Annotated in this window: 9 protein-coding genes; 6 read left to right on the forward strand and 3 right to left on the reverse strand. The window is 69.0% G+C overall.

Features of this window, described 5'->3' with window-relative positions; genetic code table 11:
- The first annotated feature begins 81 nt into the window (after nt 1-81).
- Both OHA25_RS51890 and OHA25_RS51895 read left to right on the forward strand, forming a co-directional pair.
- The gene (locus tag OHA25_RS51890; protein ID WP_327584241.1) at nt 82-2,337 is read left to right on the forward strand and encodes a pectinesterase family protein; all 2,256 of its coding nucleotides are present in this window, start codon (nt 82-84) and stop codon (nt 2,335-2,337) included.
- 61 nt (nt 2,338-2,398) lie between these two features.
- A complete protein-coding gene (locus tag OHA25_RS51895; RefSeq protein ID WP_327584242.1) occupies nt 2,399-2,785 on the forward strand; it encodes a RidA family protein in 387 nt (128 codons plus the stop codon).
- Between the two features lie 105 nt (nt 2,786-2,890).
- Here the strand turns inward: OHA25_RS51895 and OHA25_RS51900 are convergent, their stop codons facing one another.
- Both OHA25_RS51900 and OHA25_RS51905 read right to left on the reverse strand, forming a co-directional pair.
- Complete coding sequence (locus OHA25_RS51900) at nt 2,891-6,130, reverse strand: discoidin domain-containing protein (RefSeq protein WP_327584243.1); 3,240 nt, start codon at nt 6,128-6,130, stop codon at nt 2,891-2,893.
- On the reverse strand, nt 6,127-7,515 hold the full coding sequence (locus OHA25_RS51905) for a glycoside hydrolase family 43 protein (RefSeq protein ID WP_327584244.1): 1,389 nt from the start codon (nt 7,513-7,515) through the stop codon (nt 6,127-6,129). Before OHA25_RS51905 ends, OHA25_RS51900 begins: the two co-directional genes overlap by 4 nt.
- A 325-nt stretch (nt 7,516-7,840) precedes the next feature.
- On the opposite strand from OHA25_RS51905, the gene OHA25_RS51910 reads away from it, so the two are divergent.
- Complete coding sequence (locus OHA25_RS51910) at nt 7,841-8,728, forward strand: intradiol ring-cleavage dioxygenase (protein ID WP_327584245.1); 888 nt, start codon at nt 7,841-7,843, stop codon at nt 8,726-8,728.
- Here OHA25_RS51910 and OHA25_RS51915 read toward each other — a convergent pair.
- On the reverse strand, nt 8,725-10,674 hold the full coding sequence (locus tag OHA25_RS51915; RefSeq protein ID WP_327584246.1) for a translation factor GTPase family protein: 1,950 nt from the start codon (nt 10,672-10,674) through the stop codon (nt 8,725-8,727). The two genes, OHA25_RS51910 and OHA25_RS51915, sit on opposite strands and share 4 nt — an antisense overlap.
- A gap of 236 nt (nt 10,675-10,910) precedes the next feature.
- On the opposite strand from OHA25_RS51915, the gene OHA25_RS51920 reads away from it, so the two are divergent.
- From OHA25_RS51920 to OHA25_RS51930, 3 genes are all read left to right on the forward strand, one after another.
- The gene (locus OHA25_RS51920; RefSeq protein ID WP_327584247.1) at nt 10,911-12,887 is read left to right on the forward strand and encodes an amino acid transporter; all 1,977 of its coding nucleotides are present in this window, start codon (nt 10,911-10,913) and stop codon (nt 12,885-12,887) included.
- Nucleotides 12,888-13,128: 241 nt separating this feature from the next.
- The gene (locus tag OHA25_RS51925) at nt 13,129-13,713 is read left to right on the forward strand and encodes a TetR/AcrR family transcriptional regulator (RefSeq protein WP_327584248.1); all 585 of its coding nucleotides are present in this window, start codon (nt 13,129-13,131) and stop codon (nt 13,711-13,713) included.
- On the forward strand, nt 13,710-14,864 hold the full coding sequence (locus tag OHA25_RS51930) for an FAD-dependent oxidoreductase (protein ID WP_327584249.1): 1,155 nt from the start codon (nt 13,710-13,712) through the stop codon (nt 14,862-14,864). Before OHA25_RS51925 ends, OHA25_RS51930 begins: the two co-directional genes overlap by 4 nt.
- Nucleotides 14,865-14,869: the final 5 nt, after the last annotated feature.

Raw genomic sequence — 14,869 nt, forward strand, 5'->3', positions numbered from 1 at the left:
GTTTTACTGCACCTATTGACGTGTACACAGCATTACGCGAACGTTTCGTGCAACCGATTGCCGCACTCTGCGAGGTTGCGCATGCGACTTCTGTTACTCATCCCGTTGGCAGGCCTGGCGCTGGCCATGGCGCCGCCCGCGACCGCCCAGTCCCGCACCACGATCGTGGTCGCGGCCGACGGAACCGGCGACCACACGACCGTGCAGGCGGCCGTCGACGCGGTGCCGTCCGGCAACGCCCGGCCGGTCACCATCCTGGTCCGCAAGGGCACGTACAAGCAGCAAGTGGTCATCCCCGCCGACAAGCCGCACATCTCGCTGGTGGGCGACACCAGGGACCCGCGCGCGGTGGTGCTCACGTTCGACGCCTCGGCCTCCACCCCCAAACCGGACGGCTCGGGCACCTACGGCACTTCGGGCAGCGCCTCGTACGTGATCAGCGCCCCCGACTTCACCGCCCGCAACCTCACCTTCGAGAACTCCTACGACGAGGCCGCCAAGGGCAACAGCCAGGCCGTGGCGGTGCGGATGACGGGCGACCGGCAGGTGTACGAGAACGTCAGGTTCCTCGGTAACCAGGACACCCTCTACGCCAACACCCCGTCCGCCGCCACGACCGCCCGGCAGTATTTCCGCGACTGTTACGTCGAGGGCGACGTCGACTTCATCTTCGGCCGCGCCACCGCCGTCTTCGACGGCTGCGTCATCAAGGCGCTCAACCGCGGCAGCACGGACAACAACGGCTACGTCACCGCGGCCAGCACGGAGCTGAGCAACCCGTACGGCTTCCTGATCTACCGCAGCCACCTCACCAGCAACGCCCCGGCGCGCACGTTTCATCTGGGCCGCCCGTGGCCGGCCGGCGGGTCGGCGACGGCGCGCGGGCAGGTGCTGGTGCGGGAGTCGTGGCTGGGGCAGCAGTTCAAGGACGCGCCCTGGACCGACATGTCCGGCTTGAACTGGCGGGACGCCCGGCTGTCCGAATACCGCAACCACGGCCCGGGCGCGACGGTCAATGAGAACCGGCCCCAGCTCACCCCCGAGCAGGCCGAGGCGTTCACGCCGCAGCGCTACCTCGCGGGCGCGGACGGCTGGAACCCCGTGCGCGGCCACCACGCGCACCCCGGGTATGGGATGGGCCGGGAGGCCCTCCCCCGCGACGACGGCTGGGCGGCGGCCACCACTGGCACTACGGGCGGCTCGGCGGCCAGGCCGGAGAACGTGCACGTCGTCTCGACCAGGGCGCAGTTGCGGGCCGCGCTCGGCGACCCAGCTGACAACACGCCCAAGATCATCTACGTGAGGGGCGCGATCGACGCCGACACCGACGACTCCGGCGCTCCGCTCACCTGCGCGGACTATGCGGTGAACGGCTACAGCCTGCCCGCCTACCTGGCCGCGTACGACCCGGCCGTGTGGGGCAGGACCAGCGTGCCGTCAGGACCGCTCGAGGACGCCCGCCGGGCCTCGTACAACAAAATGGCCGCGCACGTCACGGTGACGATCGGCTCCAACGTCACCCTGGTCGGTGCGGGCGGAGACGCGGCGCTGAAGAGCTTCGGCCTGCGGATCAGCAACGCGGACAACGTCATCGTCCGCAACCTGACCATCACCGACACCTCGGACTGCTTCCCGCAGTGGGACCCGACCGACGGCGCGGACGGCAACTGGAACGCCTCGTTCGACAACGTCGAGGTGTCCGGCTCCACCCACGTCTGGCTGGACCACAACACGCTCAACGACGGCGACAACCCGGACTCCGGCCAGCCGATCCACTTCGGGCGCCCGTACCAGGTCCACGACGGACTGCTGGACGTGGTGCGCGGCTCGAACTACGTGACGCTCTCCTGGAACCACCTCAGCGGCCACGACAAGGTGACGCTGATCGGCAACACCGACAACCCGACCAGGTACGGCGAAGCCGACAAGCTGAAGGTCACGCTGCACCACAACCACTTCGAGGGCCTCGGCCAGCGCACGCCCCGGGTGCGCTTCGGACAGGTGCACGTCTACAACAACTACTACACGGGCGGCCCCACGCACGGATACAGCATCGGCGTGGGCTTCGGCTCGAAGGTCTACGCCGAGAGCAACGCCTTCGACGGCATCGCGGCGGCGAAGGTGCTGTCGGTGTTCGGCGGCACCGCGGTCACCGCCAAGGACAACCTGGTGGACGGCGCCCCGGCCGACCTGGTCGCCGCCTACAACGCCGCCAACGGCACGGCACTCGGCACGGACGCCGGCTGGACCCCGACGCTGGTCACCCGCATCGACCCGGCCCAGGCCCTCAAGGCCCTGGTCCCGTCGGGAGCGGGCGCCGGCCGCCGCCACCTCTGACGACGACGGCAGGTGTGCCGGGGCCACCCCGCGTGGCCCCGGCACATGCTAGAACCGTCGCGTGACGACCTACACCCGCATCGATTCCCCCGACGCGCCCGAGCCGCAGGGCGGCTACACGCAGGCCCTGGCGGTCGAGGGCGCGTCGAAGCTGCTGTTCGTGAGCGGCCAGATCCCCGAAACGCGGGAGGGCAAGGTGCCCGGCGGTTTCGAGGAGCAGTGCCGCCTGGTCTGGGCCCACATCCTGGCGGCTCTGCGGGCGGCGGACCTGGACGTGTCCCACCTCGTCAAGGTGACGACGTACTTGTCGGACCGCCGCTACGCGGACGTCAACGGGGCGGTGCGCAGGGAGATCCTGGGCGACCACCGCCCCGCCTTGACCGTGATCATCGCTGATATCTATGACAGTCAGTGGTTGCTGGAGATCGAGGCGATCGCCGCCCTTTAGAAGGTTCCCGTCGATTGCCCGATTCTCCTGCGCTCCGTCACGGAAAGTGAAAGAGTGGCTACAGCGAGCCGGAAGGGCAGGGGGTGGCCCTTCCGGCTCGATGCATCACGCCCCGTAGGCCTTGACCTCCAGAAGGCCCACGGAGCTGCTGCCGTTGCCGGTGAGCAGCACCCGCAGCCGGGTCGTGCTCGTGGCGGTGAAGGTGACGTTGTTGTAGGCGTTCTTGGTCAGCGTGTACGCCGACGCGCCGGGCACGTCCACGTACGCGCTGCCGTTCCAATACTGCAGCTTCCACGACGCCGGCATGTCGATGCCCTGGTCGTCGTCGAAGAAGTACACCTCGGCCCGGTTGAGCGTGCGCGCCGAGGACCACGTGAGGTCCACCCACTGCTGCCCGGTCTCCGGCCAGCAGCCCCAGCGCGGGTTCACGGTGTCGTTGGACGACGGCGGGTCGATCCCGTCGTTGACGGCCGCGACGCTCTCCCACGAGGAGGTGTACGACGCCGACGGCGTGGCCTGCAGCGCCAGGTTGGGGTTGGGTTCCGGCTGGATCCCGCCCCGGTTGTGGACCTTGATCTCGGTGAGCCCGGTCCTGGCTCCTGAGGCGGCCGTGGCCAGCACCCGCACCCGCTGGGCGGTGACGGCGGAGAACTGCACCACGTTGTAGTTCGCCCGCGGCGTGGCCGGGGTTTTGGCCTGGCTGGGCACGTCCACCCAGGCGCTGCCGTTGTGGTACTGGACGGTGTAGGAGGCCGGGGCCCGGTAGGTGGTGCTGGCCGGGCGGCTGTCCTTGAAGTAGAGCCGGACCTCGTTGAACGTGCGGGCCGCGCCGAAGTTCAGCTCGTACCAGTCCTGCCCTGCGGTGGTGCCGCCCCAGAACGGCTCGTTGATCGGGAACCCGTCCTTCGCTCCCGCCGTGGAGCTGCCCGAGGCGGTAGTGGAGGCGGTGGGGGTGGCGTCGGCGGCCAGGTTGGTGAGGTTGGCGGTCAGGTCGACGCCGGCCTTGGCGAGCAGGTCGACCATGCGGGCGCCGGTGTGGTTCACCTGCGTGGGCGACTGGAGGCTCGGGACGGCGACGTTGTGCGTGACGGTGCCGCTGGTGGTGACGGCGCCGGTGGCCGGATCCCACGTGAACGGCACCAGCGACGACACCGTGGCCGCCCGGCTGCCGTTGATGTAGATCGAGTAGCCCTCGGGCACGCCGGGGTAGCGCACCACGCCGTCGGCCGGGTCGTCCCAGACGATGGTCAGGTCGGCGTTGCGGTAACGCAGGTTGTTGACGGTGAAGTGGGTCCAGCCGATGTTGATCGGCGAGAGCTCCACCTTGGCGTCGTTACGCGGCCGCAGCCCGGCGACGTCCTCGATGACCGTCCAGTTGCTGCTGCCCAGGATGTTGTGGTGGATCCAGGAGCGGTAGGTGATCGAGGAGCCGTTCCAGTCGGCCCAGAACTCGTTGGCGTCCGGCCACTGGGTGTTGCCGTTGACGTATTGGGCCCAGGCGTTCCAGTAGAGCAGCTTCTTGTACCAGGTCGTGTCGATCCACTCGTTGGAGTAGTTCCGCAGCACCGAGGAGAGCAGGCGGAACTGCACGGTGGAGTTGATCGTGGAGAAGTTGTTGCTGCCGGTGCCCGAGGCCGCCTTGTCGGCCTGGTTGGCGGTGTAGAACGGGAAGATCGGATACTGCGCCGGATCGTCGAAGAGGCGCAGGGCCTGCTTGTAGGTGGCGGTGTTGGGGATCGCGCCGACGGCGAACGGGTAGTAGTTGTTGATCTCCTTCCACGGCACGTATTCGTTGGTGGACTTCAGCCGGTGCTCGAACAGCTGCCTGCTCGGGTTCCAGAGCACGTTGACGATGGCGTTCTGGATCTGCGTGGCGAGCGTGCGCATCTCGGTCGCCTTGGCGGTGTTGCCGATCGCCTCGTAGGCCTGCGCGGCGGCCAGCGCGCCGCTGTACTGGTAGGCGGCCTCGGCGCGGTCCATGCGGCCCGGCTTCCAGTGGAAGGACACGGCGTCGGCGTCGTTGCCGGTCAGGGCGCCCCAGTCGTACTCGATGAGCTTGTTGTTGTCGGTGTCGTAGAACGACAGCTGGCCCTTGACGTCCTGCTCGGCGTAGCGGGCCAGGTTGGCGGCGATGGCGGGCTGGCCACCGTGGATCTGGTAGCTCTTCCAGGCGGCTTCGCCGATGTACTGGGTGTAGCTATTGGACCAGTTCTCCGGGTCGCCGGGGTTGTCCAGGAAGCGGCCGTTCTTGGAGGTCTGGCCGACGCTCAGCCAGTCACCGTAGGAGTAGATCGGGTTGCGCAGGTATTTGAGGTCGTCGATGTGCATGGGCTGGGTCAGCGCGATCGCGTTGTTGTAGCCCAGCACACCCTCCATCGACGTGGGGAACTGGAAGGTCTGGCCGGGGATGTCCGCGTCGAGGTGGTTGTAGCGCATCAGCCACCAGCGGTAGTAGATGTTCTTCTTGATGCCGGGCTCGGGCACGTCGATGTAGGGCACGTTCTCGGCCCACCACCGGTTGTACGCGCGCACGTGGGTGGCGAACGCCGTGGCGGGCGTGTAGCCGGCGTAGGCGTCGTACTCGGTGCGGGAGGCCGCGATCTCGTTGGTGACGAAGCCCATGACGACCTTGACGGTCACTGTGGCGCCGGCGGCGACGGTGACGGACCGGTTGAGCCCGCCGCTGGAGACCGTGAACCCGTCGCCGGTGAGCCTGGGGAAGATCGTGGTGAGGTTGTTGTAGGCGTTGACCTGGCCGGTCAGCTCACTGCCGCTGCCGGACGTCGCGTACGGCGAGGTGGCCCTGACCTGCAGCGTCGTCGAGGCGGAGCCGCCGTTCGTGATGGCCAGGTTGGCGACGGCCACGTTGTTGTCGGTGATGAACTTGGTCTGGTCGATCGTGATCGAGCCGCTGGTGTGCCGGCTCTTCCAGTGGCTGGGCGCCTGCCAGCGGGAGTTCACCTGCTCGGTGAAGGTGCCGGGGGTGACGGCGAGGGTGAAGGCGTTGTTGTTGCTGATGCTCTCCCAGTACGCCGCCTGCCCGGCGAAGCCGAGCGTGCCGGGCGTGTGGGTCTTCATGAACAGCGCCCGCCCGCGCGTCATGAGCCAGGTGCCGGCCGGGTCGTTGCCGGGGCGGGCCAGCAGCCGGTCCATCCAGAAGTCGGTGCCGGAGCTCTCGGCGTCGTAGATGGCCTGCATCATGTTGCCGGGCGTGTACGAGCCGGGCGGGGCGGGGACGGCCGGGCCGCCGAAGGTGGGGAAGCCGATGGTCTGGTCGGCCGCGGCCGGCGGACCGGCGACGACCAACCCGGCGATCAGCAGCAGGGCTAACAGGGCTCGCCTCATGAGAAGGCCCTCCATTCGAGCACGCCGGTGGAGTAACCGGACCTCGAGGTGATGTTCAACCGCAGCCGCGTCGTGCTGACCGGGGTGAAGGTCGTGGTGTTGAAGGTGTTGGCCGCCACGCCGCAGCCGGACGCGCCGGGCACGTTGACGTAGGCGCTGCCGTTCCAGTACTGCACCTGGCACGAGGCAGGCAGGTCGATGCCGAGGTTGTCGTCGAACCAGTACACCTCGGATCTGGAGATCGTCTGCGGGGTGGGCCAGGTGTACTCGATCCACTCGGTGCCCTGGTGGTTCCAGTTGCCGTAGGCGCCGTGGCTGTGGTCGGCCGAGTTGGCGGGGGTGTAGCCGTCGTTGATCGCGCCGAGCGTCTCCCACGGCGAGACGTAGGAGGTGGAGGGGGTGGCGCTCGCCGCCAGGTTGCCCGGCGTGGTGGGGCCGCCCGTCTGGACGACCTTCTGCATGGTGCCGTCGGCGTTGAAGAAGAGCTTGTCGATCGTCACCGAGCGGCGGAAGTTGCCCCCGCCCGGGGCGGCGGCGTTGTGGTAGACCATGTACCACTGGCCCTTGTACTCGATGATCGCCGGGTGGTTCGTGGTCGAGCTGACCTGGTCGAGCACGACGCCGCGGTGGGTCCACGGGCCCATCGGGTTGCCGGCGGTGGCGTAGCGGATGCATGCGTAGTTCGGCTGCGAGCAGCCGGAGTCGTTGGCCGCGTAGGCGAGGTAGTAGACGCCGTTGCGCTTGAACATCCAGGGCGCCTCCCAGAAGTTCGACACGCCGCTCGGGGTGACCACCGAGCCGTTGATCGACGTCATGTTGGCGTTGAGTCGGGCGGCGCGCAGGCCGTAGTAGGAGCCCCAGTACATGTAGACCTGGCCGTCGTCGTCCCTGAAGACGGTCGGGTCGATGTTGAGCGGCGAAGAGTTGGGGGTGCTGTCGCTGACCAGCGGGCCGCCGATGGCGTCACGGAACGGGCCGGTCGGGGTGTCGCCGACGGCCACGCCGATGTTCATCCAGCCGGGGCCGTTGCCGTTGATGGAGACGTACCAGTAGTACTTGCCGTCGGCGCCGCGCTCGACCTCGCCCGCCCAGGCGTCGGCGCCCGCCCACGGGAAGCTGGAGATCGACAGCTTGGCGCCCTGGTCGGTGAAGGTGGTGGCGTCGGTGGAGCTGAAGACGTGCCAGTCGCGCATGACGAAGTTCGTGCCGCCGCTCGGGGCCTCGTCGTGGCCGGTATAGACGTACAGGGTGTCGCCGACGACCAGCGCGGCCGGGTCGGCCGTGTAGATCGCGGTGGTGATCGGCGCGCCGGCGAGCGCGGGATGCGGGATGCCGAGGATGACCAGGAGTGCCGCGGCGAGGACCGCCGCCCATCGTCGTGTCATGAGAGTGTGCCCCTTAGTGTGTTAGCGCTAACATCACTGACCCGGAACGACGTAGTGAACCTGAAAGGTTTTCGGGAACGTAGAACGGGTTGATAGGGGCTGTCAATCGGCGACTGCAACTGTGTGCATCCGCGCTGAGCTGGTCTTTTTTTGGCTCATGGCCGCTGATCAGCTAACGAGCGCTTGGTCACGGTTTCATATCACCGAAAAGGGTTTCGACGAGCGGACCCGAACTCATCAAAGCTTCATCTTTCCCACAGAAGTCATCAAGGGCACGCCTTCTACCTTGAGGTCCGCACCATCGGATCAGCGGAGAGGGACGACAGTGGGACACGATCACGAAGGTCAGCGGGTCAGCAGACGGCGGCTGATCACCGGCATCAGCTCGCTCGGGCTGGGCGGCCTGCTCGCCGCGTGCGGCAGCGACGCCGGCACGGGAACGGCGACGGCCGTCACCACCTCCACGGGGGCAACCGTGACGCCGGAGGCCACCACCACCAACGACCTGACCTCACTTTTCAGCGAGGCGAGCACCTGCAAGCTGACCCAGACCACGACGCAGGGCCCCTACTACTTCGACGCGGACAAGATCCGCAGCGACATCCGCGAGGACAAGCAGGGCGTGCGACTGCGGGTCGCCATCAAGGTGCAGGACAGCGAGACCTGCAAGCCGCTGCCGAACGCGGTGGTGGAGATCTGGCACTGTGACGCGGCCGGTCTCTACTCCGGCGCGGAGGCGCAGTCCACCGGCGGGGGCGGCGGGAACCAGCCGAGCGGCACTCCCCCGAGCGGCGCGCCCACCGGGGCCCCGCCGAGCGGCGGCCCGGCCGCCGGCGGCGGTCAGGACGGCATGGCCGACCTGACGCCCACCGACGACAAGCGGTACCTGCGCGGCGCGCAGGTCACGAACAGCGACGGCATCGTGGAGTTCACGACCATCTGGCCGGGCTGGTACCGGGGGCGGACGATCCACATCCACGCCATGGTGCACTTCAGCAGCGAGCGGGTGCTGACCACGCAGATGATGTTCGACGAGAAGCTCAACAGCGCGGTCATGGCGATGTCGCCGTATTCGGAGCACACGGGGCGCGACACGTTCAACGACAACGACAACATCTACGACGACAGCATGCTCATGAAGGTCACCAAGGAGGACGACGGCTACCTCGGCGTCATCGTCTTCGCCGCCGACTCCGACAAGGACGGCTCTTAGACACGTCTGACGACGTGCAGCAGATACTCCTTCCGGTCGAGGGGGTTGTGGTCAGTACGCGGCCGTTCCGGGGACGGGCCGCGTACCGGCCGATAGCCGTCGAAGGCGGTCTCCAGCACGCCTTCCCCGCGGGTCAAGCCGGGCAGGCGCTGCTCGAGTTCGTGCACCCTGGCCGCCGGGATCTCGCCTTCGATCAGGGACGACGCCTGCGTGCGCGGCACGGCGCCCAGCCGGGCCAGCACCGGCAGCGCCGGGCCCAGGGTGTCGGCGGGCAGTTCCAGGGTGAAACGGTGCATCGGCTCGTACACCCTGGTCCCGGCCCGCTTCAACGCGACCATCAGGACCAGCGGCGTCAGGTTGCGGAAGTCTCCCGCGGTGCTCGACATGCTCTTGTCGAAGACGCCGCCCATGTGGCTCTGCCGCGCCCAGTAGCCCGAATGCGTCAGCGTGACCACGCAGTCGATCACCTGCCAGCCGTGCAAGCCCTGCAGCAGCGTCTCGTGGACGGTCTCCTCGATGGTCTTCATGAACGAATACGGCAGCGAGCCCAGCTCCACCTCCAGCCGGAACTCCACGCCGCTGCCGGGCTCGATGCGTAGGCCGACGGTCGCCAGGAACGGGTTGGGGTCTTTACCGATGAGCTCGAATGCGGACCCGGCGCCGATCGGCCGTTCGACGCAGATCGTGGTGGTCTCCCGGAAGGTGACGTCGAGCCCGAAGTCGTTCAGCAGCGTCGCCTGGATGACCTCCTTCTGGACCTCGCCGTAGAGCGAGACCGAGACCTCCTGCCGCAGGTCGTCCTGGCGCAGGCCGATCAGCGGGTCCTGCTCGGCGAGCTGGGTCAGGGCGAGGTGGAGCGCGCCGTTGTCCGCACGCCTGGCCGGGAGGACGACGGTCTCCAGGGTCGGCGGCGCGAAGTGACCCTCCGCGGCGCCCTTCGGCGGCTCGCCGATCGTGTCCCCGATCTGGATGTCGGTCAGGCCCCAGAGTCGGGCGATCTGTCCCGCGGCGACCTCCTGGCGGTGGGCGGCGGAGCCGTGGTCCAACACGCTGATCGCCGTGACCTTGCCCTCCTGCCCGCCGGTGAACCGCAGCCGGTCGCGGGTGCGTACCGTCCCGGAGAACATCCGGACGTACGTGATCTTCTCGCCGGCCGGGCCGCGCTCGACCTTGAAGACGGTGCCCGAGACCGGTCCCCCGGGGTCGCCCTGGGCCGCGGGCAGCAACTCGCGGACACCCGCGATCAGCGCGTCCACGCCGGCACCCGTGATGGCCGAGCCGAAGAACACCGGGTGCACCAGCGCCTGCCCGGTCTGGGCCACGAGCTCGGCGCGGAGTCTTTTGCACGAGACCGAGTCCTCGTCCGCCACGTACGCGGCCACCAGTTCGTCGCCGTGGTCGGCCAACACGTCGAGCAACCCCGGCGCGTCCGCGAAGGGGGCGAACGAGGCGCCGCCCGTGCCGAGGCCGGTGACCGAGCCCATGGCCACGACCGGGACGGAGAGCTTGGACGCGAGGTCGTCAAGCAGGCCGTCGTATCGGGCCCCACGCCGGTCGATCTTGTTCACGAAGACCAGGGTGGGGATGCCGAGCCGGCGCAGCGTCCGCATGAGCACGCGGGTCTGCGCCTGCACGCCCTCCACGGCGGAGACGACCAGCACGGCGCCGTCGAGCACGTTCAGGACCCGCTCCACCTCGGCGATGAAATCCGGGTGGCCGGGGGTGTCGATCAGGTTGACCGAGGTGTCGCCGATGACGAAGGAGACGACGGCGGACTTGATGGTGATGCCGCGCTGTCGTTCCAGGGCGAGCGAGTCGGTCTGGGTGTTGCCGTCGTCGACGCTGCCGATCTCGTCGATGACGCCGGCGGCGTGCAGCAGCCGCTCGGTCAGGCTTGTCTTGCCGGCGTCTACATGCGCCAGGATCCCCAAGTTGAGCGTACGCAACGAACGTCATGTCCTCCGTATCGAGCTTTCCTTTCGCTGGGGGACATGAACGTTGTCAGCATCGCGTGCTCCTGGTCGGCGGTCGTCGGCTGACGCCAGCACATCAGAGCGCCCTTCGCACGGGCAACCGAATTACGGGGCGCCGGACGCGTTGCCCACAGAATCGCCCAGCCGATCGCGGTGGTTTGGTGGAAAAGTTCTAGGGTGGTGTGCATCCCGACGAGAGGAAAGCTCCGGTGACCGGTGACCTGGCCGTCCCCGCGGTGGTCGACAGCCCTTCGCGCCCGGCGCCCCCGTCGAGCCCGGTGGCACGATGGTTGCTGCGTCACCAGGTCCAGCCGGTCGGCCCAGAGACGCAAGAAGGGCACGCCGTGCCGCAGGCCTGGTGGAAGGTTATGTGCCTGACCGGCGTCGACTACTTCTCCACGCTGGCCTACCTGCCGGGCATCGCCGCACTCGCGGCCGGCGCGCTGTCGCCGCTGGCCACGCTGCTCATCGTGGCGCTGACGCTGCTGGGCATGCTGCCGATGTACCGCAGGGTCGCCAAGGAGAGCCCGCACGGCCAGGGGTCGGTGGCGATGCTGGAGCGGCTGCTGCCGTTCTGGCGGGGCAAGGTGTTCGTGCTGGTGCTGCTCGGGTTCGTGGCGACGTCGTGGATCGTGACGATCACGCTGTCGGCGGCCGACGCGTCCGTGCACGTCGTGGAGAACCCGTTCTTCCCGAGTTTCCTGCACGGCCACGAGGTGGCGCTGACGGTGGTGCTGCTGCTGGTGCTGGGCGGGGTGTTCCTGATCGGCTTCACCGAGGCCGTCGGCGTGGCGATCCCGCTGGTCGCCCTGTTCCTCGGGCTCAACGCCGTCGTCGTGGCCGTCGGGATCGCCGAGGTGCTCGCGACGCCGGACGCGATGTCGCGCTGGATCGAGGCGCTGACCAGCGGCGGGGGCGGTCTCGGCGGCGTCATCGGGCCGGCGGTGCTGGCCTTCCCGCTGCTGGTGCTGGGCCTGTCGGGATTCGAGACGGGTGTCAGCATGATGCCGCTGGTGGCCGCCCAGGGCAAGAGCCCCGAGGAGCGGCTGGCCTCGCGCATCGCCAACACGCGCAAGCTGCTGACCGCGGCGGCGCTCATCATGAGCGTCTACTTGGTCGCGACCAGCTTCGTGACCACGGTGCTGATTCCGGCCGAGGAGTTCAGGCCGGGCGGCGCGGCCAACGGCAGGGCGCTGGCGTACCTGGCGCACGGGCAGTTGGGTGACGCGTTCGGGACGGCGTACGACATCAGCACCATCCTCATCCTCTGGTTCGCCGGGGCCTCGGCGATGGCCGGGCTGATCAACATCGTGCCGCGTTACCTGCCCGGATACGGCATGGCGCCCGAGTGGGGGCGTGCGGTGCGGCCCGTGGTGCTGGTATACACCGCGATCTGCATCGTGCTCACCATCGCGTTCGACGCGGACGTGGACGCGCAGGCGGGCGCGTACGCCACGGGCATCCTGGCCATGATGGTGTCCGGCGCGGTGGCGGTGACGATCTCCGCCGTCCGCAAACGGCAGCGGGCCGCCATCGCCGGCTTCACCGTGCTCACCCTGGTGTTGCTGTACGCCCTGGCGGAGAACATCAGGGAGAAGCCCGACGGCATCGCCATCTCCGGGGTGTTCATCCTCGGCATCGTCGTGATCTCGCTGATCTCACGCGTGTCGCGCACGACGGAGCTGCGGGCCGACCGCATCGAGTTCGACGAGGCGGCCCGGCGGTTCATCACCGACTCCCTCGCCTACGACGGGGCGCTCAACCTCATCGCCAACCGCCGCCAGACCGGTGACAAGGCCGAGTACGACGCCAAGGAGGCGGAGCAGCGCGGGCTCAACCCGGTGCCCGGGCGGGCCGACGTGCTCTTCCTGGAGATCGGCGTCATCGACCCGTCTGACTTCAGCGACGTGCTGCGCGTGCGCGGAGCCCAGGTGGACGGGCACCGTGTGCTGCGCGCGGAGAGCCCGGCCGTACCCAATGCCATCGCGGCCATCCTGCTCACCCTCAGGGACGCCACCGGCGTGCGGCCGCACTGCTACTTCGAGTGGTCCGAGGGCTCTCCGGTGATGCACCTGCTCCGCTACCTGATCTTGGGACGCGGGGACACGCCTCCGGTCGTCCGCGAGATCATCCGACAGCGCGAGCCCGACCCCACTCGCCGCCCGGGCATCCACGTAGGCGGGTGACTCCGGCCCCGGCTCCGCGGGGCCGGCGCGTCCAGGGCGGCCTGGTCATCGGGGGTGAGGTGGACGTCGGCGTCGGCCACGTTCTTGGGCCAGCCGCCCCATCGCGTGCTCGCTCCCCCGGTTGAGTAGACGGCTGACGGCGTGTGGAGCGGCCTTTTGCCGATAGACGGCTGACAAGCGCCGGTGGCGCGTTGTACCGTTTGGACAGTTGCCCAAGGCGAACGTCCAAAGAGGTGAGCTTATGGCCTCTCCTTCCGCGGCTCGCGGTCAGGAGACCCGGCAGCGGCTGCTCGACGCGGCCGTCGCACTCGTACCCGAGCTCGGATGGGGTGGCGTCACGACCAGGCTGGTCGCCGAGCGGGCGGGGGTGGCGCCGGGCGTGGTGCACTACCACTTCGCGTCGGTGACGGACCTGCTCGTCGCGGCGGGGACCGGGTTCAGCGGCGGCCTGCTCGACCAGACGGCCGGGGAGCTGACGGCGCACGCCGACATCAGTGAGGGGGTGGATTGGCTGCTGGGCGAGCTGGCGCGCTACAGCGGCGTGGATCCCGCGTCGCTGCTGGTGGTGGAGATGTTCCTGGCATCGACGCGACTGCCCGGACTGCGCCAGCGGCTGGGCGAGCAGATCATCGCATTCCGGTCGCGTGTCGCGTCGTGGCTGGCCGAGCGCGGCTACCAGGGTGACGCGCAGGCTGCGGCCGCGATGCTGGCGGCGGCCGTGGACGGAATCATGCTGCACCGCGCGCTGGATCCCGGCCTCGACATCGCCGCGCTGGCTGGTCCGCTGTGGGCCATGTTCGGGCTCAGGAAGGGAGGAAAGCGGTGAAAGCTCTCGTCTGCGGCGCCGGCATCGCCGGGCTGACGCTGGCCTGGCATCTGGAGCGGGCCGGCTGGGAGGTGGAGGTGGTCGAGCGTGCGGCGGCGTTCCGCGACGGCGGCTACATGATCGACTTTTACGGGCCAGGGTTACAGGTCGCCGAGCGCCTGGGGCTGCGGCAGCGGCTAATGGAGGCCCGTTACCCGGTCAACGAGCTGAGCTATGTCGACCGGACGGGCAGGCAGACCAGCCATCTGACGATGACGTCAGGGCTGGAAGAGGTGATCAGCCTGCTCCGCGGCGACCTCGCGCGGGCCATCGCCGGCGACGTGCGGGCGCGGATCACGTACGCAGCCAGCGTCGAGTCCATCGAGCAGGACGCCGACGGGGTGTCGCTACGCCTGACCGACGGCACGTCACGCGACGTGGACCTGCTCGTGGGCGCGGACGGGGCGCATTCGCGGGTGCGCGGGCTGGTCTTCGGCGACGTGGCTCCCCGTTATCTCGGGCACCAGGTGGCGGCGTACGTGGTGGAGGACGAGGAGCTGAGCCGCCGGGTCGGGACCCGCTATCAGATGCTCACGGAGCCGGGCCTGATGGCCGGCGCGTACGCACTGCGCGACGGCCGGCTGGCGCTGCTGTTCCTGCGTCGCGAGCCGGATCCGGCGCTGCCCGCCGATCCGGCGGCGGCGCTGGGCCGCCACTTCGGTCACCTCGGCTGGATCCTGGCGGAGGTGCTGTCGCGCTGCCCGAGCCCCCCGGAGCTGTACTACGACCAGGTGACCCAGGTCGAGATGGCCAGCTGGCACCGGGGCAGGGTCGTGCTCGTGGGGGACGCCTGCCAGGCCGTGTCACTGTTCGCCGGGCACGGGGCGTCGATGGCGATGGCAGGCGCATGGGTCCTCGCCGACGAGCTGGCCGCCGGCCGTGGGGACGTGCCGGGCGCGGCGGCGCGTTACCAGGCGCGGATGGCGCCAGCCATCGGCGAGGTCCAGCGGTTCGGGCGGCGGTTCGTGAAGTGGATGGCGCCGTCGAGCCGGTGGCGGATCGGCGCACGCGACCTGCTGTTCCGCGTCGCCGCCCTCCCCGGAGGAAACCGCCTGTTCGTCAACTCACTCAGCCCGGGCGGCCACAACCTGATCCCCAGCCGCTCCGGCTGACCCGA

Origin of the sequence: Nonomuraea sp. NBC_00507 (genome assembly GCF_036013525.1) — a bacterium.
Lineage (GTDB): Bacteria > Actinomycetota > Actinomycetes > Streptosporangiales > Streptosporangiaceae > Nonomuraea.

Excerpts from the sequence above, each read along its gene's own strand:
- OHA25_RS51890 (WP_327584241.1), top strand. The coding sequence starts at position 82 with ATGCGACTTCTGTTACTCATCCCGTTGGCAGGCCTGGCGCTGGCCATG.
- OHA25_RS51905 (WP_327584244.1), bottom strand. The coding sequence starts at position 7,515 with ATGACACGACGATGGGCGGCGGTCCTCGCCGCGGCACTCCTGGTCATC.
- OHA25_RS51925 (WP_327584248.1), top strand. The coding sequence starts at position 13,129 with ATGGCCTCTCCTTCCGCGGCTCGCGGTCAGGAGACCCGGCAGCGGCTG.
- OHA25_RS51900 (WP_327584243.1), bottom strand. The coding sequence starts at position 6,130 with ATGAGGCGAGCCCTGTTAGCCCTGCTGCTGATCGCCGGGTTGGTCGTC.